The organism is Martinezella sp. CNPSo 3964 (assembly GCF_057784375.1).
Window position 1 is genome coordinate 82228 of record NZ_JBXSOW010000018.1, and the last position, 20116, is coordinate 102343.

20 protein-coding genes are annotated in these 20116 nt (G+C 55.8%); 8 read left to right on the forward strand and 12 right to left on the reverse strand.

Features of this window, described 5'->3' with window-relative positions:
- Positions 1–3 precede the first annotated feature (3 nt).
- Positions 4–807, forward strand: coding sequence for an exodeoxyribonuclease III (gene xth, locus AC13Q5_RS33325; protein ID WP_488504685.1), 804 nt, complete (start codon positions 4–6; stop codon positions 805–807).
- Positions 808–1082: 275 nt separating this feature from the next.
- Here the strand turns inward: xth and AC13Q5_RS33330 are convergent, their stop codons facing one another.
- Both AC13Q5_RS33330 and AC13Q5_RS33335 read right to left on the reverse strand, forming a co-directional pair.
- On the reverse strand, positions 1083–1736 hold the full coding sequence (locus tag AC13Q5_RS33330) for an alpha/beta hydrolase family protein (RefSeq protein ID WP_488504686.1): 654 nt from the start codon (positions 1734–1736) through the stop codon (positions 1083–1085).
- Between the two features lie 189 nt (positions 1737–1925).
- On the reverse strand, positions 1926–2189 hold the full coding sequence (locus AC13Q5_RS33335; RefSeq protein WP_488504687.1) for a hypothetical protein: 264 nt from the start codon (positions 2187–2189) through the stop codon (positions 1926–1928).
- A gap of 312 nt (positions 2190–2501) precedes the next feature.
- Here AC13Q5_RS33335 and AC13Q5_RS33340 point away from each other — a divergent pair, with 312 nt between their 5' ends.
- Entirely contained in the window at positions 2502–4328 is a 1827-nt protein-coding gene (locus AC13Q5_RS33340; protein WP_488504688.1) for a putative bifunctional diguanylate cyclase/phosphodiesterase, read from the forward strand.
- Positions 4329–4399: 71 nt separating this feature from the next.
- A complete protein-coding gene (locus AC13Q5_RS33345) occupies positions 4400–5356 on the forward strand; it encodes an HD-GYP domain-containing protein (RefSeq protein ID WP_488504689.1) in 957 nt (318 codons plus the stop codon).
- Between the two features lie 158 nt (positions 5357–5514).
- On the opposite strand, the gene AC13Q5_RS33350 is transcribed toward AC13Q5_RS33345, so the two are convergent.
- From AC13Q5_RS33350 to AC13Q5_RS33380, 7 genes are all read right to left on the reverse strand, one after another.
- Positions 5515–5748, reverse strand: a complete 234-nt coding sequence (locus AC13Q5_RS33350; RefSeq protein WP_488504690.1) for a hypothetical protein — start codon at positions 5746–5748, stop codon at positions 5515–5517.
- A 361-nt stretch (positions 5749–6109) separates the two neighbouring features.
- Positions 6110–7180 (reverse strand): PAS domain S-box protein, encoded by a 1071-nt coding sequence (locus AC13Q5_RS33355; RefSeq protein ID WP_488504691.1) that lies wholly within the window; start codon positions 7178–7180, stop codon positions 6110–6112.
- 565 nt (positions 7181–7745) lie between these two features.
- A complete protein-coding gene (locus tag AC13Q5_RS33360) occupies positions 7746–7949 on the reverse strand; it encodes a cold-shock protein (RefSeq protein ID WP_488504692.1) in 204 nt (67 codons plus the stop codon).
- Positions 7950–8448: 499 nt separating this feature from the next.
- Positions 8449–8637, reverse strand: a complete 189-nt coding sequence (locus AC13Q5_RS33365) for a hypothetical protein (RefSeq protein WP_488504693.1) — start codon at positions 8635–8637, stop codon at positions 8449–8451.
- Positions 8638–9369: 732 nt separating this feature from the next.
- Entirely contained in the window at positions 9370–9750 is a 381-nt protein-coding gene (locus tag AC13Q5_RS33370) for a response regulator (RefSeq protein WP_488504694.1), read from the reverse strand.
- Positions 9710–10087, reverse strand: coding sequence for a response regulator (locus AC13Q5_RS33375; RefSeq protein ID WP_488504695.1), 378 nt, complete (start codon positions 10085–10087; stop codon positions 9710–9712). The genes AC13Q5_RS33370 and AC13Q5_RS33375 overlap by 41 nt, the downstream gene beginning before the upstream one ends.
- Positions 10088–10124: 37 nt before the next feature.
- The gene (locus AC13Q5_RS33380; protein WP_488504696.1) at positions 10125–10334 is read right to left on the reverse strand and encodes a hypothetical protein; all 210 of its coding nucleotides are present in this window, start codon (positions 10332–10334) and stop codon (positions 10125–10127) included.
- A 158-nt stretch (positions 10335–10492) separates the two neighbouring features.
- Here AC13Q5_RS33380 and AC13Q5_RS33385 point away from each other — a divergent pair, with 158 nt between their 5' ends.
- Positions 10493–11047: a hypothetical protein gene (locus tag AC13Q5_RS33385; protein ID WP_488504721.1), complete on the forward strand. Its 555-nt coding sequence runs from the start codon at positions 10493–10495 to the stop codon at positions 11045–11047.
- Positions 10956–11531: a DUF4334 domain-containing protein gene (locus tag AC13Q5_RS33390; protein WP_488504718.1), complete on the forward strand. Its 576-nt coding sequence runs from the start codon at positions 10956–10958 to the stop codon at positions 11529–11531. The genes AC13Q5_RS33385 and AC13Q5_RS33390 overlap by 92 nt, the downstream gene beginning before the upstream one ends.
- 192 nt (positions 11532–11723) lie before the next feature.
- Here the strand turns inward: AC13Q5_RS33390 and AC13Q5_RS33395 are convergent, their stop codons facing one another.
- Positions 11724–12983: a GGDEF domain-containing protein gene (locus tag AC13Q5_RS33395; protein WP_488504697.1), complete on the reverse strand. Its 1260-nt coding sequence runs from the start codon at positions 12981–12983 to the stop codon at positions 11724–11726.
- Positions 12984–13186: 203 nt separating this feature from the next.
- On the opposite strand from AC13Q5_RS33395, the gene AC13Q5_RS33400 reads away from it, so the two are divergent.
- From AC13Q5_RS33400 to AC13Q5_RS33410, 3 genes are all read left to right on the forward strand, one after another.
- Positions 13187–14413, forward strand: a complete 1227-nt coding sequence (locus tag AC13Q5_RS33400) for a sensor histidine kinase (RefSeq protein WP_488504698.1) — start codon at positions 13187–13189, stop codon at positions 14411–14413.
- A gap of 19 nt (positions 14414–14432) precedes the next feature.
- Positions 14433–14834, forward strand: a complete 402-nt coding sequence (locus tag AC13Q5_RS33405) for a response regulator (RefSeq protein WP_488504700.1) — start codon at positions 14433–14435, stop codon at positions 14832–14834.
- Between the two features lie 577 nt (positions 14835–15411).
- The gene (locus tag AC13Q5_RS33410) at positions 15412–15717 is read left to right on the forward strand and encodes a hypothetical protein (RefSeq protein WP_488504701.1); all 306 of its coding nucleotides are present in this window, start codon (positions 15412–15414) and stop codon (positions 15715–15717) included.
- A gap of 183 nt (positions 15718–15900) precedes the next feature.
- Here the strand turns inward: AC13Q5_RS33410 and AC13Q5_RS33415 are convergent, their stop codons facing one another.
- Entirely contained in the window at positions 15901–18657 is a 2757-nt protein-coding gene (locus tag AC13Q5_RS33415) for an EAL domain-containing protein (protein WP_488504702.1), read from the reverse strand.
- Positions 18654–19754, reverse strand: coding sequence for a FecR domain-containing protein (locus AC13Q5_RS33420; RefSeq protein ID WP_488504703.1), 1101 nt, complete (start codon positions 19752–19754; stop codon positions 18654–18656). Before AC13Q5_RS33420 ends, AC13Q5_RS33415 begins: the two co-directional genes overlap by 4 nt.
- Positions 19755–20116: the final 362 nt, after the last annotated feature.

Genomic DNA, 20116 nt, shown 5'->3' on the forward strand with positions numbered 1-20116 from the left:
GCCGTGAAGCTGGCGACCTACAACGTTAACGGCGTGAACGGCAGGCTTGAAATTCTCCTTCGATGGCTGGAGGAGGCCGCGCCGGACGTCGTGTGCCTGCAGGAACTAAAGGCCCCGCAAGAGAAGTTTCCGATCAAGGCGGTCGAGGCCGCCAGTTTCGGCGCAGTGTGGCAGGGCCAGAAATCCTGGAACGGGGTTGCGATCCTTGCAAAGGGGCAGGAACCACATCTTACGAGGCGAGGGCTCCCAGGCGAACCGGACGACGAGCACAGCCGCTACATCGAAGCCATTGTCGATGGCATCGTAATCGGCGGTCTATACCTCCCGAACGGCAATCCTTATCCGGGACCCAAGTTCGATTACAAGCTCCGCTGGTTCAAGCGGCTTCAGGACTACGCCGCCCATCTGTTGGAGCTAAAGGTGCCGGTCGTTCTCGTTGGCGACTTCAACGTAATGCCCACCGAGATGGACGTCTACAAGCCGGAACGCTGGACGAACGACGCGTTGTTCCGCGTCGAGGTCCGGGAAGCGTATAGAAAACTCGTCGATCAGGGTTGGATCGATGCTCTGCGCCATCTACATCCGGGCGAACGCGTCTACACGTTCTGGGATTACTTCCGAAATGCCCACGCCCGCGATGCCGGACTGCGGATCGACCACTTCTTGCTCAGCTCAGAGGTGGCCGCCCGCCTGTCGAAGGCGGAAGTCGACAAGCATGTGCGCGGCTGGGAGCGCACAAGCGACCATGCTCCCGTATGGATCGAACTGAGCGATGAACCCCTCAGGAGGAAAAGAAGGGGTTCATGACCGACAATCGAAAGCGCGGCTCCGCGATAGGCTGGAAGGTCTCGTCGAAAGGCTCGTCGTTACCGGAGCGAAGCAGTTTGTATGTTCGAGGCAGGGCCGGCCGACGACTGTGCGATCATTTCGATCGATTGCGCAGAGCGCGTCCCGCAGTAGCAACTTCTAGTCACCGCGCAGGTTTAAGCTCTAGTCCCTTCACATCAAGCACTTTTGGCTGCGCCCACACCTTAACGGAACGACTGCGAGCCCGCCGGCCCGGAGGATTAACAGTGCACTCTTCACTGCGTCCCTGGCGTACGCAATAACGCCGCCCATGTTGTGACGTGATTGGCGACGGCGGTAAAATGATCGGCGATCCTGAGACCGGAGATGGCCTTTCTCGGCCGGAAGTCATGATCCCCATCTTCAAGCCACAGAATTTCGATCATGTTGGAGAGCTTGTAACCAGAGACCTCTTCTCGCGATCCGAACAGGTCGCGCGTCCCCTGGCAGACGAGGGTAGGCGTCTTCATTTCCGCGAGATGACTGGTCCGCAAGCTGTCTAGCTTTCCAATTGGATGAAATGGGTAGCCGAGGCAAAGCAGGCCTGAGATCTTTCCAGTATCGTAAAGGTCGTCCGCAATCATGCTTGCCACGCGTCCCCCCATGGACTTCCCTGCGATGACGAGTGTCCCTCGCGAACCGAGCCGATCGATCACAGTTTCATATTCCTGCTTCAGAAGTTCGGCGCGTGGGGGCGGCGACCGTTTTCCTGTGGAACGTCGTGCTGCCATGTAATCGAACTCGAACCGGACGACACGCAGGCCCTGATCGGCAAATGCGGACGACATGTTTTCCATCCATGTCGTATCCATTGCACCGCCCGCTCCATGAGCGAGAACGATCGTGATCTTGGCGTCTTCAGGGCCGGTGACGAGAAAGTCGTGTGGCATTCAGATTTTCTCTTATTGGTGACACTACTGTCATACCGATGCGGGAGCCGTTGTAAAAGAGCCGGTCGCGATCCACACAACAGCAGCAGATACCGTCCTGTGCCCCGCGCCTGATGTAACAGCCATCTCCCGTATCCGTCGCCCTTCCCTCGAATGGTCCTGGACATTTTAGGTGGTGACCTGGTCTACCTATGAGGCCTTACTTGCCGAATGCACCGAGACCTTTGTCATTTCCACGGCGTCCCGAGAGAGCCACTGGTGGCTTGAAATTGCAGCCTGAAGCTCCGGAAGCGTGCGGTTGCCTTCCCTGAACAAGGTGACAACGGTGGCGGCCGCGATTTCGTACTCCGGGGCGGCACGGTCGATACCAGTTGAAGTTCGCCACTCTTCGAGTGCCTGGCTGATGATGTCGAGTTCAACGGACCCGAACGTAGCATTCACAAAGTCTCTCATTGTCTCTCCCGAAAACAAGCGGCAGAGAGATGGGAGTCGTCGTGGCCAATGTCAAAGGGATGACGACGATCGAGTGGCTGTAATCAAATATTTACCATGACTTGCGTGCTTTGCCGCGCCACGCAGTTGGGTCTTCCATCGTATTGTACGATAACCACACGCATTCGATGGCTGAACCCACAATCCAACGGTCATAGTCGCACGGAACGAGCTGGGCGCTGTGCAGTGGATTGGATCAAAGTCTATCTAATCGGGTAACCTGATCTGAAAGCGCGGCTGCTACAGAAGGCTTTCCTTTCGAGACGCCCTCACATGATCCTGGAATTGCAGAATGCCATTCTTGAAATGATCGCCAAAGGCGAGCCGCTGGCGGCTACGCTCTCGACCCTTTGTTTGATGGTCGAAAGAGCCATACCTGGTGTTACGGCCACAGTCTTGAAGTCCAATGGCACCAGCTTATCGACGTTGGCGGCGCCATCGCTGCCAAAGTCCTATTCCGTGGCCGTCGACGCCTTGGAAATCGGGCCTTGCGCAGGTTCTTGCGGTACGGCCGCTTTCCTTGGAGTGCCGATTGTCGTCACCGACATAGGAGCCGATCCCAGATGGGTCGACTATAAGGCACTTGCTCTTCCGCTCGGTCTGAGGGCGTGCTGGTCTAGTCCGATCAAGAGCGCCGACCGTGTGGTCGGTACTTTCGCCTTCTACTATCGGGAAAAACGTGGTCCGAGCGCACTTGAGCAGAAGATTGTGGATGCATGTGTGCATCTCTGCTCGATCGCAATCGAGCGTGAAGAACGGGTGGCAGAGCGTCAGCGGCTGACATACACGGATAGCCTCACGGGGCTCCAGAACCGAGCTGCGTTCGATCTGGCCCTTCGAACCCTTATTACCCCTGCGAGTCGCGGCTGGGGCATCATAATAGCCGACGTCGACAACTTGAAGCTGGTGAACGATACGTTCGGTCACGCGGCCGGAGATGGTCTGATCCGCGTCGTAGCGGAGCGGATCGCGGCAGCCGCGGTCGGGGAAACGATATATCGGCTCGGGGGCGACGAATTCGCAGTTATCGTTGTCGGCGAAGGGGAACTCGACCTGCAGCGCAAAGCGGCGGAGATCTTGGGCAGGCTTGCACCTCCGACGGATTGCGCGGGTCACGTTGTCTTTCCGGCGGTGACATTCGGCGGCGCCTTGGCGACAGACGGCATGGATCCTGAACAGGTCCGGCAAAATGCGGATATTGCGCTCTACCACGCCAAAGAGCATGCTCGGGGGCAGTTTGTTGCGTTCCATCCTGGCCTCGGGACAACGTTGATGCGTCGCCTTCGAGCGGTGAGAGATGTCAGCCTTGCTCTGTCAGAGGACCGCATTGACGCCCACTATCAACCGATCGTGCGTCTCGATACACGCGAGACCATCGGGCTGGAGGCGCTATGTCGGATGAGAACCCACTCCGGCGAGCTTATTGCCGCAGCTCATTTTCATGAGGCGACCAAAGACGCCCACGTTGCAGCAATGCTGACGGAGCGGATGCTGACCAAGGTTGCGAAGGATATGCGGACCTGGCTCGACGAAGGGCTTCCTCTGCAGCATGTCAGTGTCAATCTTTCGGCTGCCGACTTCCGCAAGGGAGGACTGCGCGAGAAAATTTGCCAGCTCTTCGAAGCAGCGGATGTTCCGCTCGAACACTTGATCCTTGAGGTGACGGAATCCGTTTATCTGGGACAACGTGACCACGTGGTCGCCAATGAAATTAAGGCTCTCCGGTTTGAAGGCTTGATGGTGGCGCTGGACGACTTCGGCACCGGCTATGCTTCCTTGACGCATCTGTTGACCGTACCTGTCGACATCATCAAGATCGACAAGTCGTTTATTGACCGGACCAGGCTCGGTGACGCGGGGATGGCCATCGTCGAGGGCTTGATTTCAATCGCTGGAAAACTTGGCATTCGCGTCGTAGCGGAAGGGATCGAGGAAGAGGAACAGGCGCGACGTCTTCAAGAGTTCGGTTGCAAGCTTGGCCAAGGATATCTCTTTGCACGGGCGATGGATGGATCGAAGGCTGGAGAGTTCCTCCTAGCCCACGGTCAGCGTAGCGTTCATAGTCGTTCTTCCCGTGAGCCACTCCGGTGTTCCGGTTGAGGCAGCGCCTTAATCTGTCACCGGCTTTGCATCATCAATATTTAGATGGAATCCTCTCAGGAAAATCACAAATGCTCAAGCGCATCCAACTGAGCCAGCTGCGGGTCGGCATGTTCATCAGGGATATGGAATTCGCCACTCAATCGGATGCTGAGCGCTTCAGGCCCTTTCTGCTCTCTAGAGGCGAGGATGTCAGACGGCTCACGACCGGGCACGTCAGGAGCGTAGTCATAGACATCACGAAGGGAGCGGACGTCGCTGGAGGAGCGCAGCCTACCGATATCGCGAGCTTCGAGGCGAGTGTGCTGGCTGTGTTTTCACCTAGCGAGATCGGCCGTGCGAAAAACTCCATTCAGGATATTGGGCCGCATCTACGTCATGTACTGGATGATGCTCGTCTCAATGCTGGCTTCGCGGACGAGGCGGCAAACACTGCGGTGAAGCGCATTATGTTGGAGACGCTCGACAACGCCGGTGCCTTGATCGCGGTCGCGAAGCTGAAGGATAAGGACGAGATCACGTTTCTTCACTCGCTCGCCGTCAGCGCCCTTATGATCGCATTTGGGCGCGGTCTCGGTCATAACGAAGATGAGGTGCGGGTTCTCGGTCTCGGCGGCCTGGTGCATGATCTCGGAAAGATGGTCGTTCCTGGCGAAATCCTTGGCAAATCGGGCAAACTAACGGCCGAAGAGATGGACCTTATTCGTGCTCATCCGCAGAAGGGGTTCGAGATGGTAGCGAAGACTGGCGCCGCGCCAGCTGAAGTTCTTGATATCTGTCGTTTTCACCATGAGCGATATGATGGCAGTGGTTATCCCCATCGGCTCTCAGGCAAAAAGATACCCTATGTTGCCCGTGTTGCCGCGATCTGTGACGTCTACGAGGCCTTGACGACGATTCGTCCCTATAAGCGAGCGTATTCGCAAGCCGAGGCTATCAACTTGATGATGAACTCTCCCGGGCATTTCGACCAACCGCTCTTGTCGGCGTTTATTTCGAAGATGATCATCAGCGGCACGCTGCATTAGGTCCCGCACTCAAAAGGTGTGGCGATGTCGGGCCGGAGCGGCGCCTCGATTCGACATCATCCTTCTTACCAACACAGTGCGGCTTCATGGCGCCCTCGTCACCACCGATGCCCCAGAAACTTATTGACCTAACAGAGGCCGCCCCAACGGATGTTCGGTTACTCAGCAGCCAAATCCACAGTAAATCTGGAGGAGGGCGGTACAATCCTGACAATAAACTCAAAGTCGCCGGGCATGCTATGCTCATCGGAGCCCACGCACGCGACTGTCCAGTATTCACGCTCAGCGCCAAATACCGTCGATACTTGGACAATTTCCGCTTTCGAATCCTGATCATTCCTGCGGATTGCCCAGTAAAAACAGTCGGGCTCAAGCTTCGTCAATGGGATCATGGCCGCTCCCCTCCTTGCTTTTCTCAATGCTCATATAGAACAAGACCTGGGCTGGGGCAGTCAACGGGATTCTTTGCCCATCCAGCGAACTTCGCCCCAGAGGATGGACGTATCGGCTTGATGAATTGGCCAGAGCGGCCGCCTTTCCGAAAGGCTCGAGTGAACTCAAACCCCTGATAGTCGCACATGCTGCTTTCAGTGTATTAAAGCTCCGCCGCGCGTCAAAGACGGCTCTAAGCCGAACCAGAATGTTGCCTTCGCTACTGCGTAAAAAAACCGCTATGGAGAAATCTGGGGGGAGCGAGCTGCTCGTGCGTTCGCGAGCGTCGGCCCATGGTTCCCCCAGCACGATTGCGGAAGGCTACGTATTCAGGTGGGATAAGGGCACCCGCATCGAGATGATCAACCCGGAAGAGTTCCATTCGCGCGAAATTCGTCCACGGAGCGCAGCTGTAATGATGGCACGTTCAAGCTGCCCGCCAAAACCTTCTGTGCGAGGTGCGGCGTCCGTTGTCGGACATCCCGTCTCGGCCCAGGTCAGATGCAGGTTTTGTCCCTCAATCAAGCATTGGATGGACAGTTCGCCTTCAACGGAAAGGCTTCCATATTTGGCTGAATTGGTGGCAAACTCGTGAAAAATAAGCGCAAGCGACGTCACAGCCGTTCCTCCGACAGCCAGGTCCGCCCCTTCGATTTTTATCCTCGTCTGCGACGCATCGCGAAAGGGCGCGAGAATGGCCTCCAGCAGCGCAAGCACCGTCGTCTTGCGATTGCCGTTCACTTCGCCGCCGATAAGGTCGGGCAATATGAGATCATGAGCACGCGTCAAAGCCGCCAAGCGTTCTTGCAGTCGGTCTGCCAGTTCATCCATGTTTTGCGCTGACCGCTTGGTCTGCGAAATCAAGGCCGATGCCACCGAAAAGAGATTCTTGATCCGGTGGTTCATCTCCCGCAGTAAGAGCTTTTGACGATATTCAAGGCGCCGACGTTCCGAAATATCTCTGGCAATCTTCGATGCGCCGATGATTTTGCCTCGTTTCCCACGAACCGGCGAGATCGTGACCGAAACCTCGACAAGGCTGCCGTCCTTGCGCTTTCGCACGGTCTCGAAATCTTCAATCCGCTCCCCACGGCGGATTCTTTCAAGAATGGCATCCTCTTCCCGTATCCGATCGTCGGGGATCAGAATGAGAATGGACTGCCCGATCGCTTCAGCCGCCGAAAAGCCGAAGATGCGTTCCGCGCTCGCGTTCCAGCTGGTGATTGTGCCGTCAAGCATCTTACTCAGGATGGCGTCGCTGGAACTCTCGACGATCGCCGCAAGCCAGGCCTTAGGATTTTCGACGCTGTCGATGCTGGACCCGCCGCTCCAGGGGCGGCGAGATAGGCTGAGAGGAACCCCTTGCAAATCGTGCTCATCGACTAAATGCACAACGCCGTTCTTATCGCTTTCAGGAGAGCAATGAGACATCATATCCAGAGAGGCTTTTTAGTTGGTTCGAACGCTAGGCCCGGAATGCAATGTGATCGAATCTGGAAACAATCGCAACAACAGAAGAGCCCCTCCTTGGTCCCGCTTGTCACAAGCGGTGGATCCTTCCAGACGGATCGAAGCTATCATGTCCGTTAAGGGATGATACCGTTTGTACGGCGGCGTATGAAACTTTGTCATCGGAGGCAGTGTTGGGCGTAAATCGATGTTCTCGATCGCCTTCGACCTTGTTCAGGTAGGAAAGAGCTCGATTTGGTGACGTTCGGTGGTGTTGTCAGGAGCTGGAGGGATCAGAGATTTCGCATCTTAATGCTGCGCGTCTTTAGGCGATCCACGATACGCGCGAGTTGATGACCACCTCGATCCGTCTCGGAAATAACATCTCGTCCCAAAGTTTCTCCATCCGCAGCGAGCATGGGGGTCTTGCTCGTCGTGCGCTTTGCCGATGCAAAAGGTAAAAAGGCAAGAGCGAACTATTGGAAGGGAGGTTCACCAGTTGCGCGGTTCACATCGGCCTGACATTTTCCGCCTTCGGCTTCCCCGTCCTTCGATCCTGACCCAGATCGTAGGAAACGGACTGTCCCTCTCTGAGCACGTCGCCATATTGCAGCGCGGAGACATGCACGAAAACGTCAGCACCTCCGGAATCCGGCGCGATGAAGCCAAATCCCTTGTCGCTGTTGAAAAACTTGACCTTGCCCGTCGGCATCAGAATTCCCTTGTCTGTTCCATTTTCCAGGTGCTCGCGACCTAGCGGTCTGCCGGTAGCAGATCAAGCAAATCGGATGTATGCGCTTGATCTCGCCTGCTCGGTTACCCCGCGCGAAGTCTCGTCCAGCTCCGCTTATGATTATTCATAATATGGCAGGGAACTTATCCAGCCCGCGTGAATTCCGCCAACGTAGAGCTTCAAATGAGTTTAGCATGGGCGTCCCTGTCGTCACACTCAATGTTTGGAATGCCCAGGGCTGTAGCCGCAGACACACCGTCATCCATCAAGAGTTTCGCCGAGGCCGCTGATAAGTGCACCAGATCCGGCTATAGGCTGAGGCCATACGCGAGATTTTCGTCGTGATTACCGAGGCAGAACATTCCCTGGGGAAGGAAATCCTGCCGATCTAGTAAGCTCCTGCAGGAGATCGCCACAAAAAGTGATTTGGTCAAGGCGCCAATCGTATAGCGCTCCGGTGTACCGATAGGTGTCAGCTTTATTCTTGGGGGCGAATGTTCGGGTGAAGTTCATCGAGGAGCGTGGAGATATCTTCGTAGGCTTGTTTGACCGCCACATGCCCTTCTCCTTGCTCCTTCAGCATGGAATCCTGAACGGCCCGGTATAGGAGGTTCCGGATCTTCCAAAGGCGCGTTTCGACCACAGGGCTGCATTTCAAATCTTCCATTTGGTCCTCCCTACACTTCCTATTCCGGTCGTGAGACATTGGCTGTTCATCCTTAACTCGTGACGCGTGCTTGCCCTAAACCGGCCCGCGATTCTGCGGCGCACGATGCATTCCTCATCGAACCAGAGCGAGACCTCAAAGTTCCTATCTCGATCCAATTGAAACTCGCCGCGACTGGCTACTCGTGGCCGAATAGGTGGAAAATCTCTGATGCGACAGCGCAGCGTTCGGATGGTCGCCTCTGATACAGACGAGCACAGTTGCGAATATCGTGTTGGCGGCGCGGGAAATGCTGTGCGAGGGCTGTTTCGTCCGGCGTGGAGCATTTAATCAAAGGCTTTGGAACGTATCGTCTCGCTGGGAGTTTACAGCGCGGTGATCGACAAACCGGAGGGGCGAAGATGCTAAGCGTCAGCATTGCGGTGCGAACAGGTGGAACCATTGAGCTTCAATCAGGAATTTACGACGACAAAGACGCTGTCGCCCTCATTTCGTCTATGACACGATCATCTCCGATGGAGGCTACAGATATGATCTACGAAACGCGTCGCTCGGGAATCTGCAGGCGGAGAGCGGCCAATTTCGAGGTTTTGGCAAAAATCCTGTAAGAGTTTCGCTGCTTGGCGGCAAGCTGCATGAATGCGAGGTCGCCGCAAAAGCCTACGCTGTTGCTCGAGTTGGGGCGATTGATCGTGCCCGCTCAAGCCCCCTCGGTGGGCAGATCAATTGGAATCAGTTGCCTTTACTCTCTCGCATGCGTCTGAGCCGCGCAACGAGTTCCTGCGGATGATAGGGACGATCCAAAGGGCCGTCTTCGCAAAGATCATCTGCGATCTTCGCCGTCCGCTCCGCCGATCGGGTCAGCAGGATTTTAACATCGGGGCGGAGCTCCCGCGCCGCAGCCGAAAGCTGAAAACCCGATTCGTCCCCCAACTCCAGATCCGTTACCAGCACGTCCACATGTTGCTGCCGAAGGATGACCAGCGCCTCACGCGCCGCGTTAGCCTCTATGACGAAATAGCCGCAATCACGCAAATACTCCGCCACCGTCGATCGTTGCAGCGGATCCGTTTCAACAAGAAGAATCGTTTCGGATGGGTGCGTTTTGGTCATTCAAATTGCCTATCAAAAGGGACAATTCCCGTAGCGAGTTCAAAATGGGTTTCTCAAGAAATAAGTCGAACGGCGCGGAGCCGGTGAAATCGGGTGGCTGCTGTCCTGACATCACGACCACCACTATATGGCTGTGATGTTCCTTAACCTGCGTGGCCAAATCCAAACCCGTCCGATGGCCCGGCATCTGAACATCGGTCAACAAGAGGTCAAAATCAGCATCGCGCGTCAGCACACTCAGTGCATCGTCCGCTGTTCCAGCTTCAACGACTTGCCAACCTTGATCACGAAGAGTTTGGGCGATGTCCATTCTGATGAGGACTTCGTCTTCGACCACAAGTGCTCGCCGCCTTTTGAAAGGTTCTGAATTCAGATCAAGTTTGTCCGCGGGAACCAACTTCTTCCCCCAAGTTTTTACTGGGCATCGAATTCACAAAATGCGCCAGCCTTGATGTTGTTCCCGGCTTTGGCCCTTCAGCGAGCGCAATTAATATCCTGCCCAGAACGGCGTGAAGAAGCCGAGTAAACCATAAAGTGAAAATGAGCATCACTGACAAAGCTGCAGGGAAGCGATCGCCGCTCATGCCGGTTTTCCAGGATCGGTTCAAATCCCGCGGAATTGAATAGCGCTTGGTGTCAAGCTAAACGTCCGTCAGGCGCTTATTCTGACCGGTGCGAAGGTTAAAGCCAAATTGAAGATAGGCCTTTAATCCACAAAGGGTGTAAGTCCAACCAGGACGCGGTGCTCGCCGCGGCGCCAGTGTTCGGCGCCCTCAAGCTTTCGCCGCGCCGGTTGGGTTATTATCTTCTCGCGTTGGCGTTACAGGGCTTCACGCTGTCGGCGGCCCTGGTCCATATGGTGCCGATGCTCACGGTTATCGACCTTGGCGCCGCGGCGGTCACGGTTGGCGCTTTGTTCGGACCTGCCCAGGTGGCCAGCCGCTTGATCAACATGCTCTTCGGCGGCAATCTGGCGCCGCCGGTACTGGCGGTCCACTCTGCCATGCCGGTCGTCGGCGCAATCGGAAAAATCGGTTTTGCTAGTATGGCCATCCCATATCCCAGCAGGACCAGTGCAGGTCGTTGGCGCAGGCAATCATTGACTTTGCGCCTTTTCGACAAGATCTTCCAAGGACTCAGGAGGCGAGATGCCGGCCGGCGCGTGCATCTCCGGAGCAAAGCGATCGCGATCGCGACTGGTGGATATGCCCGGCGCGAGGCGAGATCCAGGCGGCGGGCCTCAGAGCGCAAGGAATCGGACAAGCCATCCAGTGAAAGACCAGCGGACAGCGTTTGAGGAATTCCGCCACTTGCCGCGGGTCGCGCCGCGCGAACTTGTCGGCCTGTGGAAGGGGCACGGCGTACCGTCGAACCACCCGTTCGACGGCGTGCTCGAAAATCTCGGCTGGTACGGCAAGCGCTTCACGCCCGATATGCGCGCTGATGCCTTGCTGTTTCGCTCCGGCGAGCGCCGGCTCACCGCGATCGATCCAAGATGGATCCCGCTTCACTGGGCGATGCGTTTCCATCAGTTCGGCCGGACTCGTATGGCGGCAAACCTGTTTTTCTATCTTCAGCGCCGGCTTCGCGCGAACGGGCCGGTCGCAACCCTGAAAACCCTACCGTTTGACGGTGTCGAAAGCGCCGCTATGGTCTATGACCATCAACCGATCGTCGATCATCTTCGCCGGCTCGATGAGCTGAGACTCATGGGCGCGATGACGATCAGGGGTGACGAGCGGATCTATTTCTTCGAGCTTGAGCACGTCGACGAGTCTTGAAAACCGCTCATTCAATCATCACTTAGTGTGCTCCACCCGTATCGATGATTGCTTTTGCGCAGCCTGTCTGCCGCGCGCGATCGTCCGGGTTGGACAGGGCGCTCCCCGCAAGGGTCGAGCGCCCTATTAATGTTCGGTGGTTGGCTTGCCATTCATGTCGAACACCGCGGCATTGTCCTGCGCTTCAACGGGTCAATGAGCATATGGGACGACTTGATTGCGGCCCAATTCCTTAGCGCGATAAAGTGCCTGATCCGCTTGGCTTTGGAGCTGTTCTGGCGTGGCATTTTGGGTATTTTCTACGTGGCTCACACCGATGCTGACCGTAACATAGGGTGATACTCGTGAAGCGGGATTCGGAAGGGATGCGATCTCCACGCTTTCCCGGATCTGTCTGGCGACCTCAGTTGCTTCCTGTTCCGCGATACCGGGAAGAACGACCAGGAATTCCTCGCCCCCATAGCGCGCCGCATGATCGTGGCTTCCTCTCAAGTTGCTCTGAATGATGCCGGCGACCTTTACGAGGCAGCGATCGCCCTCGCCATGGCCGAGGCTGTCATTCAGGCTTTTGAAATGATCAATGTCGCACATCAATAGGGCAATGCCTCCCGTTTCGGCCCCTGCATCCCAAAGGCGATTGAGGAGTTCCATCATCCAGCGTCGATTGGCGATGCCGGTGAGTGGATCGGTTCTTGCCAGGAGCTCAAGGCGCGCGTTTGCGGCGGCCAGTTCCGCTACGCGACTTCGGTCCCGGAGCTCGAGAAGGAAGGCCTTTTGCGCAAGGATCGTGATGGTGCGCCGCGACACTATCGTCGCGACGATGCCGGCAGTAAAAAACAAGGTTGCCGCCTCCACGCTTCCGACAGTGATGCTCGGATTATGGATTTGGATGAAGAGATAAAGGCCCAGAGCCATCGCGGCAATGATGGTCGTCGCCGGCAGCGGGATGGCGAAGATAATGATCGCGGAAATGGCCACGAACAACATGATGTTCAAATGCCGCTCGTAAAATTCCCCTCCGGCGGTTACGCCGACCAGCGCAACGGAGAGCAGGATGAAGAACAAGCCGGCTAGAAGGATGGCTATCTGAAGTATAGGCACGCCTGGTTTTCTCCAGAAAAAGGCAGTACCCAAAGCCGCGGGAGGTAAAAGGAAGGCCGGGGCAAACATGGAGAGTGCGACCGGTCTCGGAAGCAGGATCGCATTCAATCCCAACGTAAGCAGGTCGATGAATGTTACCCAGATCATCCACGAGCGGATGATCTTGGCGGTTCGCGGCCAGGAACGCTCCTGAAAGAGGCGAAGAAGGTCACCCTTCAGCCGTATGTCTCGAGTACGACCGTTGAGGAGCTGTTCTACCTCTTCTATAGGCAGGGACGTCGACGCGCTCTGCTGGATTTTCAAATCAATGTCCAGTTTGTTGGCCGAGACCTCGTTCTTGTGCAGCTCCATCTTCAATCGCCAGGAGGATGTTTCGTTCGCAATACAGAACAGTCGATTCTACCACCTAGATTGTTAGCGTCTCCTTGCGGACACTGTCGCAATTTTACATTCGGCCGATCGTACGACCGCCGGTGTGGGGGCGGGCGGTCTGCAACGCAAAATTAGTATTATAAATCTACATTAACCTGGGGAGATGGGAAGGTTGGGCCATAATGGATGTAGAGCAATGGGCTAGTGGCCAGACAGATGGCCTACTCGATATCGCGCTCGACAACATGCCGCATGGACTTTGCATGTTTTCGACCGATAGGCGGTTGATTTTGTGCAATGTCGCATACGCGGATATGTATGGCTTGCGCGAGGATTTGACCGTCGCCGGCACACCGCTTCAAGCCATACTCGATTATCGCTCGCAATTGGGCAACGGTCCCCTTCACACGGCGACATATTTCGATGTGATCGGATTGGCAGAGGAAAGGGGCGGAAGAGCAAGCCAGAATGTCATCCTTCAGGATGAACGAGTAATCCGCATCACGCATAGTTCCATGGCCGACGGACGTTACGTGGCGACGCATGAGGATATCTCGGAAAGCGTTCGAAATGCCGAGATCCTTCTGCGACACAAGGAGACGCTTGAAGCGACGGTGGCCTTGAGAACGAGGGAGGTCGAGGAACAGGCGCGCGAGCTCGAACGACTCCTCCAGCAGGAGCGCAACATCAACGAACTCCAGCGCCAGTTCGTCGCGCTTGCATCTCACGAATTTCGCACGCCACTGGCTATCATCGACGGCGCGGCACAACGTCTGGTTCGGGCTAAGGGAGAAATCTCCTCTCAGTTTGTCCGTGATAAAGCGGAGCAGATACGATCGTCGGTCGTCAGAATTGTCGATCTGATGGAAAGCATCCTTGCCGCCAGCCGCATGGATAACGGGACAATTCAAATTCGTTATGACCGCTGTGCGCTTAGGGTCGTCATCGAATCCTGCTGTCATCGTCAGGCGACCATCAGTAAATCGCATCGCATCACCGTCGATTTGGATGACTTGCCCGACTATATCGATGCCGACAAATTCGCTCTGGAGCAGGTATTCTCCAATCTACTGTCCAATGCCATCAAATATGCACCTGGTCAGCCCGATATTCACGTTGTAGGCCGGCAGGAAGGTAGCACGGTAAAGGTGGTCGTTCGCGATCACGGTGTGGGTATTGATGCCGAAGATGTGCCGAAGATCTTTCAGCGGTATTTTCGTGCGCGAACATCGACGGGAATTCCCGGGACGGGCCTCGGCCTGTACCTGGTAAAACAAATCGTCGAATTGCACGGTGGCTCGATCGGGATTGAGAGCGAGAAGGGGAAGGGGACCTCCCTCATCGTAACATTCCCAATTGCACAAATAGTTTCCCCGGCGTCGCCGGATCGTCATACGAACGCTGCATGATCGCCAGGAGGACAAGCCAGTGACTACGATTTTATGTATCGATGACGAAGCGGAAATCAGAGGCCTCATCGTCGAAGAACTGACCGAGGCCGGTTTCACGACATTGGAGGCTTCAAATGGCCGCGAAGGCTTGGACCTTCTGCTTTCCAAATGGCCTGATATCGTCATTTGTGACATCACCATGCCGGAAATGGATGGTCATCAGCTGCTCGCGGAGATTCAGATCAACTATCCGGATCTCTCCAACGTGCCGTTCATTTTCCTGACCGCAATGACCGACAAGCAAAATGTTGTCATGGGCTTGCGGGCAGGCGCGGCCGATTATTTGACCAAACCCATCGATTTCGAAATTCTGCTGGCAAGAGTAGAGGGTTGCGTCGCGCGCATCGAAAGCGATATCAGAAACGACAGGGCATTCTGATCAAATCATGAAAGCGATTTGGGACGCGCGCTTCTGCGTCGGCGTTCCCCGCGCGTCAACATAATGATCGTTGCGAACATCGGTCGTATAGTGAATCGCCGAGGTTAATAATTCTTCATCTCAGACAGTGAGACGCCGCGAGATTTATAATGCCGTTAGCGCAACTTCATTTGTGCCGGCGTTCAGCTCGGAATCGCGTGACGCATGTGCCTAAAACCTTTTGGTTGCGAGCCGTGGTCAGAATTGTGTGTACGCCAATTGATCGAGAGCGCTCCCACGATTGAAATAGATCGCGATGCGATGTATTTGGCCTTCCTGCGTGAAATGAATCCGGCAACGATCAGATGGCTACACGACGCTGCGTCTCGGATGGCACCCACGAAACGAAGGCTTTCCCCTCGGCAGTTGCTCGTCAGCGATGGTTCGTTGGGTTTCGGGCATAGCGTTGGCGGAGAGGCCGAGCTAGGCTTCGTGTGCGCCATTTTTGAATCGTTTCCATCTGAGAGGAAGAATACAGACGGGATTTCCGCGGCATCAGTTCACAGTAAGAGACTCACGCGAGCGATGAGGGGGAGCTTTGAAAACAAAGAGGCACAAACAGGCGCGTCAGAAGGCTCTTGCCGTTTTATACGATAATTGGGAGCTTTTGGATCCTGAATCCAAACGTCGCGCGCACAAAGCCTTCGATAATATGATCACGGTCTACCTGGAGGCGCTCAGTGGTCGGATTTGTTTGAGCGAGGCGGTTGGTTTTATGTATCCGCGGGATATTGAACGGCTGCAAGCGGGCCGACTAGCGCAGATATTTGCCGGAAAACAACACGATCGAAAATTCATTCCAGTGTTTTCAGGCGATCCGTCATTCATTGATACGGAAAGCTGATTGGCGGAAATTGCAGTGATGTCGCTGGAAGGCAGGCATGCTCGGCTCACAATCGGCTTTACTCGGTTGATCCGGCACGATCAAAACTGCACGTCGCTTTTTCTCCCTCTGATTGTCCGGCCCGCAGCTCTCGTGCGAGTGCGCTATCGAAGAAGCGCCTGCCGCCGAGACCAAGTCCGGCGCCTAAGTTAGCCTTACGACAGCAGGTGCCATCAGCCTATATCGCTGCACTATAGCACTGGCGCGTTGAGGCTTACTAAACAGATAACCTTGGCCAGTTTGGCATCGAAGTCGGCAGAGAGCCTCCTTCTCAGCCTCGCCTTCTATGCCCTCTGCGACGATTTCCAGGCCGAGACCGTGCCCCATCGACACGATGGCCTTCACGATTTCCCGGACGTTTGGGTCGTCTATCATTCTTCGAACAAAGGATTGGTCGATTTTCAGCTTGTCGAGCGGCAGGTCGGCCAGATAGCTCATCGAAGAATAGCCGGTTCCAAAGTCATCAAGGGCGAGGGCTACGCCCGCCGCGCGAACTCCGGACATCTTCGCGATGGAGCGTCCGCCATCATTGATGAAAGCCGATTCCGTGAGTTCAAGGCATAGTCTAGAAGCGGGCAACCCGCTCTGATGCAGCGCATGAAGGACGTCTGCTTCGAGATCGGTACGCTCGAACTGTATGGCAGAAACGTTGACGGACATGATACCGTGCGACCACCGTGCTGCTTCCGCGCAGGATTGCATGAGTACCCATCGCCCGATTTCACAGATTTGCCCGGACGATTCCGCGATCGGCACAAATTCCGCTGGCGATATCAGGCCAAGTTCAGGATGCTCCCATCGCAAAAGCGCTTCTGCTCCCACAAAGCATTGAGTCGCCAAATCGATCTGTGGCTGAAACACCAGGAAGAACTGATTATCCTGGAGCGCAGCACGCATTTCCGCTTCCAGTCGTCTGGTGCGAACTTGACGAAGAGCCATTTGCGGATCGAAGGCTTTCCATTGCGCCGATGATCTCTTTGCAGTGTCGAGTGCGGATTCGGCCGCGCGTAACGTAGTTTCAGCACTCACAAGCTCACATCGGGCAAGGCCGAGGCGAATTCCGACTGGCGCCGACATCCGGTTAAATGCAACAGGTTTCTCAAAGAGGCGCAGGAGCCGTTCAGCAAAAACTTCCGCCTCCTCTTCTTCGGCCGAAAAGACCGCAAACAGATCACCGTCGATCCGGGCGAGAGTTGCATTGGGCAGAGCGCCAGTCAATCGGGATGCAACGGCTTTTAGGAGCGCGTCGCCAATCTCTCTTCCGAGCGTGGTGCAGATGCTCGTGAAGCGTTCTATGTCGAGCAGAGAGATGATGCCGTTCCGTCCTTCAATCCGCACGAGAAATTCCCGCCGATTCAGCAAGCCTGTCAGCTCGTCGCGTTCGGATATGCGCTTCAGCCCGTCTTCATAGTGCTTTCTGGCGGTGATATCCCGAATGACGATGCACCCTGCAAAGGCCTTTGTGGAATGACGGCCGATCGCTTCAAGGGGCGAAAGGGTTATCAAGGCTTCATAGGCCGCGAGCTTCTCGTCCAGGGGCTTCCGAAATTCAACGGTCCTGAATTCTATCCCGATCTGCTGTGGATCATAGCGGCCAACAATCTCGCTGAGCGCCTGGGAGACGGGATTTTCGCCGATCGTCAGAAGGTTATCGCCCGCCCTGATCTCCAGGATAGACTTTGCGGAATCACTAATATCCGAAATTCTGAGGTCGGAATCGAATGCGATGATGCCGTCGGAGCTGTCGGCTATGATACTTCTCATCAGCCGGCGGGAATTTCGAGCATCGACACTGGCAATGGCGGCTATCATCTCTCCAAGGTCTATCCGTTCGTTCAAAGCAAGTACCCACGCGAGTGCCAGAAGTACCCAGGGAACGATTGTTCCGCTAACGATTGCCAGCTCTTTCTGTAGGATGAAAGCCGCAGCCTCACAGCCGAATCCCAGGGCGGCAAGAACAAGCGTGGTCTTGCCCATGCCGACCGAACGAAAATAAAACACGCCGAAAATCAACCCCGCGGCAAATAAAAGATCGAGCGGGACTTGATGGGTTTGCCGCAGATTGCGTTTCTGGAGTTGCGTCTCTGTGGCGAGAACATGGACCAGCGGACCGGCCAATCCGCCGTATACAGGTACAGTGAACGTGTCCTTTAGTTCGGCCGCGGACGCTCCAACCACCACAGAGCGACCCGCGAGTTGCTCCGCGCCGACTTTTCCCTTGATGACCTCTGCCAAAGAGTAGGTCGGGATGCTTTCCGGTACGATTGAGAAATCGACCAATTGGCTCCCGGAGGTCCTGGATTCGCCAGATAAGGCGGCAGCCGCAGAAGGAATTGGCTTTCCATCGAAGTCACTGCCGAAATCGAACCGCCGGACCAGACCGTCGGCGTCCGCCGCGACGTTGGCAAAGACAGGCCAGGCATTGGCAAGCAATTGCGGAATCGGCCGTGAAATTTCTGTCTGCGAAGACGCCGCCGTTTTTTGCTGTCGGAAAATCGGCAGTAGAACGCCGCCGCCTATCTTTGCTAGAGCTGAAGCGAAAAGCGCGTCTTCTGACGCGCTTGAAGGTGTTGAAAAATCGATGTCGATAAAGATGTCCGCGACATCAGCGCTGGATAATTTGTCCAGGACTTTTCCATAGATGCTCCTCGGCCATGGCCAGACACCAACTTCATCAAGAGTGTGTTTGTCTATGGCGATGAATGCAATCCGCCCGGAAGCGTGCCTGGGCGCCCATTCGAACCGTTTGGCAACTAGCTCGTCGTTCAGCTGAATGACAGGGACAAGTTCAGGGCCGATGACTGGAAATGCGAAGATCGCGAGGACGAGCAAAGCTCGCAGCAATATGGTTCCCGGATTACCCCTGTAAAGACCTGACAAAGGGCTGTTGACGTTCTTCACTTTTTGCCGATCTTCCCGTTCCCGTTCCCGTTCCCGTTCCCGTTCCCGTTCCCGTTCCCGTTCCCGTTCCCGTTGCTATTGCCGGAGTTACCACTTCCGCTGCCGTTGCCAGCATTGCCATTTCCATTCCCGCCAGTGTTTCCGGCGTTCCCGTTTCCTTTTCCATTGCCGCCGCCATTTCCGTTATTGCCGTTCGAATTCCCGTCGCCGCTCCCGTTTCCGCCGCCATTTCCGGCATTTCCCTTGGAATTCCCATTGCCGTTGCCATTATCGTTCCCGGCATTTCCATTGCCACTGCCGCTCCCACTGCTCCCACTGCTGCCGTGGTTTCCTTCACCGGAGCTTTTTCCGCTGCTGTTTCCGGAGGCGCTATTGTCCTCGCCGCTAGCGCTCCCCTTGTCGTCACTGTTGCCAGTAGTGGCAGCTTGCGACGATTTGTTGGTGCTGTTACTCGCAGAAGGCTGTCCAGACAACGTCGTGGCACCCAATGCCGGCACTGTTGCCACCGACGGGGCGATGGAGGTGATGGACGGCACCGACACTTGCCCGGAGACCGCCATGCCGGTATTGCGGTTGACGGCAGCAGTCTGATGCGGCCCAACATTTGCTTGTTGACCACTGGCGAAGGACTTCACTTGAACCAATCCTCGGTCAACCGAAACGGAGGCTGCTGTTTTTCCGACGCTAACGTGGAAGATAGTCCCTTTGACAACCGCAGCGAGATACGGCGTCTGAACGGTCGTATGTGGCTGGCTGCGTCTTTCTATCTCAAGATCGAGTGTGCCGATCTGTTGACGGATCTCGGTCTTGCGCGAAGAGAAGAGGCTGGAAGTCGTGGTGATCGAGGCCATTGTGTTTGGCTGGAATCCAATGCTTTCGACGCCGCGCGCAAGTTGAGCGCGCCCGCGCGGGCCTGTCGATATCCAGGCTCGGTTTGGAACGATGTCACCGGTATGTAGATCCATCCAGTTTGAGCGGTCTACCGTATATTTTACCTGGCTGGTGGCCTTCGCAACCTGCCAGTCGTCACTCCCGGCCCATACGGTCGTGGGCAGAAGAAACAGGATGAGAACGAGAAGACGAGCAAGCAGCGACACAGCTACCCTCCGATATCCGAGTTGCCTGAATTGGGGGACGAGATGCCATCGTTGCATTTCGGCGGCGCCAAAAGGGCGTCCAAATCGCGATCCTGGCATGGAGATGGAGCAAATGTCTGCATGAGGCCTTTTTCAGGAGTGACAAGAAAGAGGCAGGCCCGTCATCGGGCTTTCTCAGAAATGGTGGAGGAAAAGCTGCCTCAAATCATTCGTGCAGCGCCAATAGGCTTTCGGTTGCTCAGCTTACACGAGGATCGCCTTTGGATGACAACGCCTAGCGGCAACGCCGCATCATCTGGCACAAACCATTAACAAAAGCTGGATTTTTTAGGCTGTGTCCGCCTTTTATTGCTCAGTCTGGC

Coding starts and splice junctions, on each gene's coding strand:
- AC13Q5_RS33330 (WP_488504686.1), bottom strand. CDS start 1,736: ATGCCACACGACTTTCTCGTCACCGGCCCTGAAGACGCCAAGATCACG.
- AC13Q5_RS33335 (WP_488504687.1), bottom strand. CDS start 2,189: ATGAGAGACTTTGTGAATGCTACGTTCGGGTCCGTTGAACTCGACATC.
- AC13Q5_RS33340 (WP_488504688.1), top strand. CDS start 2,502: ATGATCCTGGAATTGCAGAATGCCATTCTTGAAATGATCGCCAAAGGC.
- AC13Q5_RS33345 (WP_488504689.1), top strand. CDS start 4,400: ATGCTCAAGCGCATCCAACTGAGCCAGCTGCGGGTCGGCATGTTCATC.
- AC13Q5_RS33350 (WP_488504690.1), bottom strand. CDS start 5,748: ATGATCCCATTGACGAAGCTTGAGCCCGACTGTTTTTACTGGGCAATC.
- AC13Q5_RS33360 (WP_488504692.1), bottom strand. CDS start 7,949: ATGCCGACGGGCAAGGTCAAGTTTTTCAACAGCGACAAGGGATTTGGC.
- AC13Q5_RS33365 (WP_488504693.1), bottom strand. CDS start 8,637: ATGGAAGATTTGAAATGCAGCCCTGTGGTCGAAACGCGCCTTTGGAAG.
- AC13Q5_RS33370 (WP_488504694.1), bottom strand. CDS start 9,750: ATGACCAAAACGCACCCATCCGAAACGATTCTTCTTGTTGAAACGGAT.
- AC13Q5_RS33380 (WP_488504696.1), bottom strand. CDS start 10,334: ATGAGCGGCGATCGCTTCCCTGCAGCTTTGTCAGTGATGCTCATTTTC.
- AC13Q5_RS33390 (WP_488504718.1), top strand. CDS start 10,956: ATGCCCGGCGCGAGGCGAGATCCAGGCGGCGGGCCTCAGAGCGCAAGG.
- AC13Q5_RS33395 (WP_488504697.1), bottom strand. CDS start 12,983: ATGGAGCTGCACAAGAACGAGGTCTCGGCCAACAAACTGGACATTGAT.
- AC13Q5_RS33400 (WP_488504698.1), top strand. CDS start 13,187: ATGGATGTAGAGCAATGGGCTAGTGGCCAGACAGATGGCCTACTCGAT.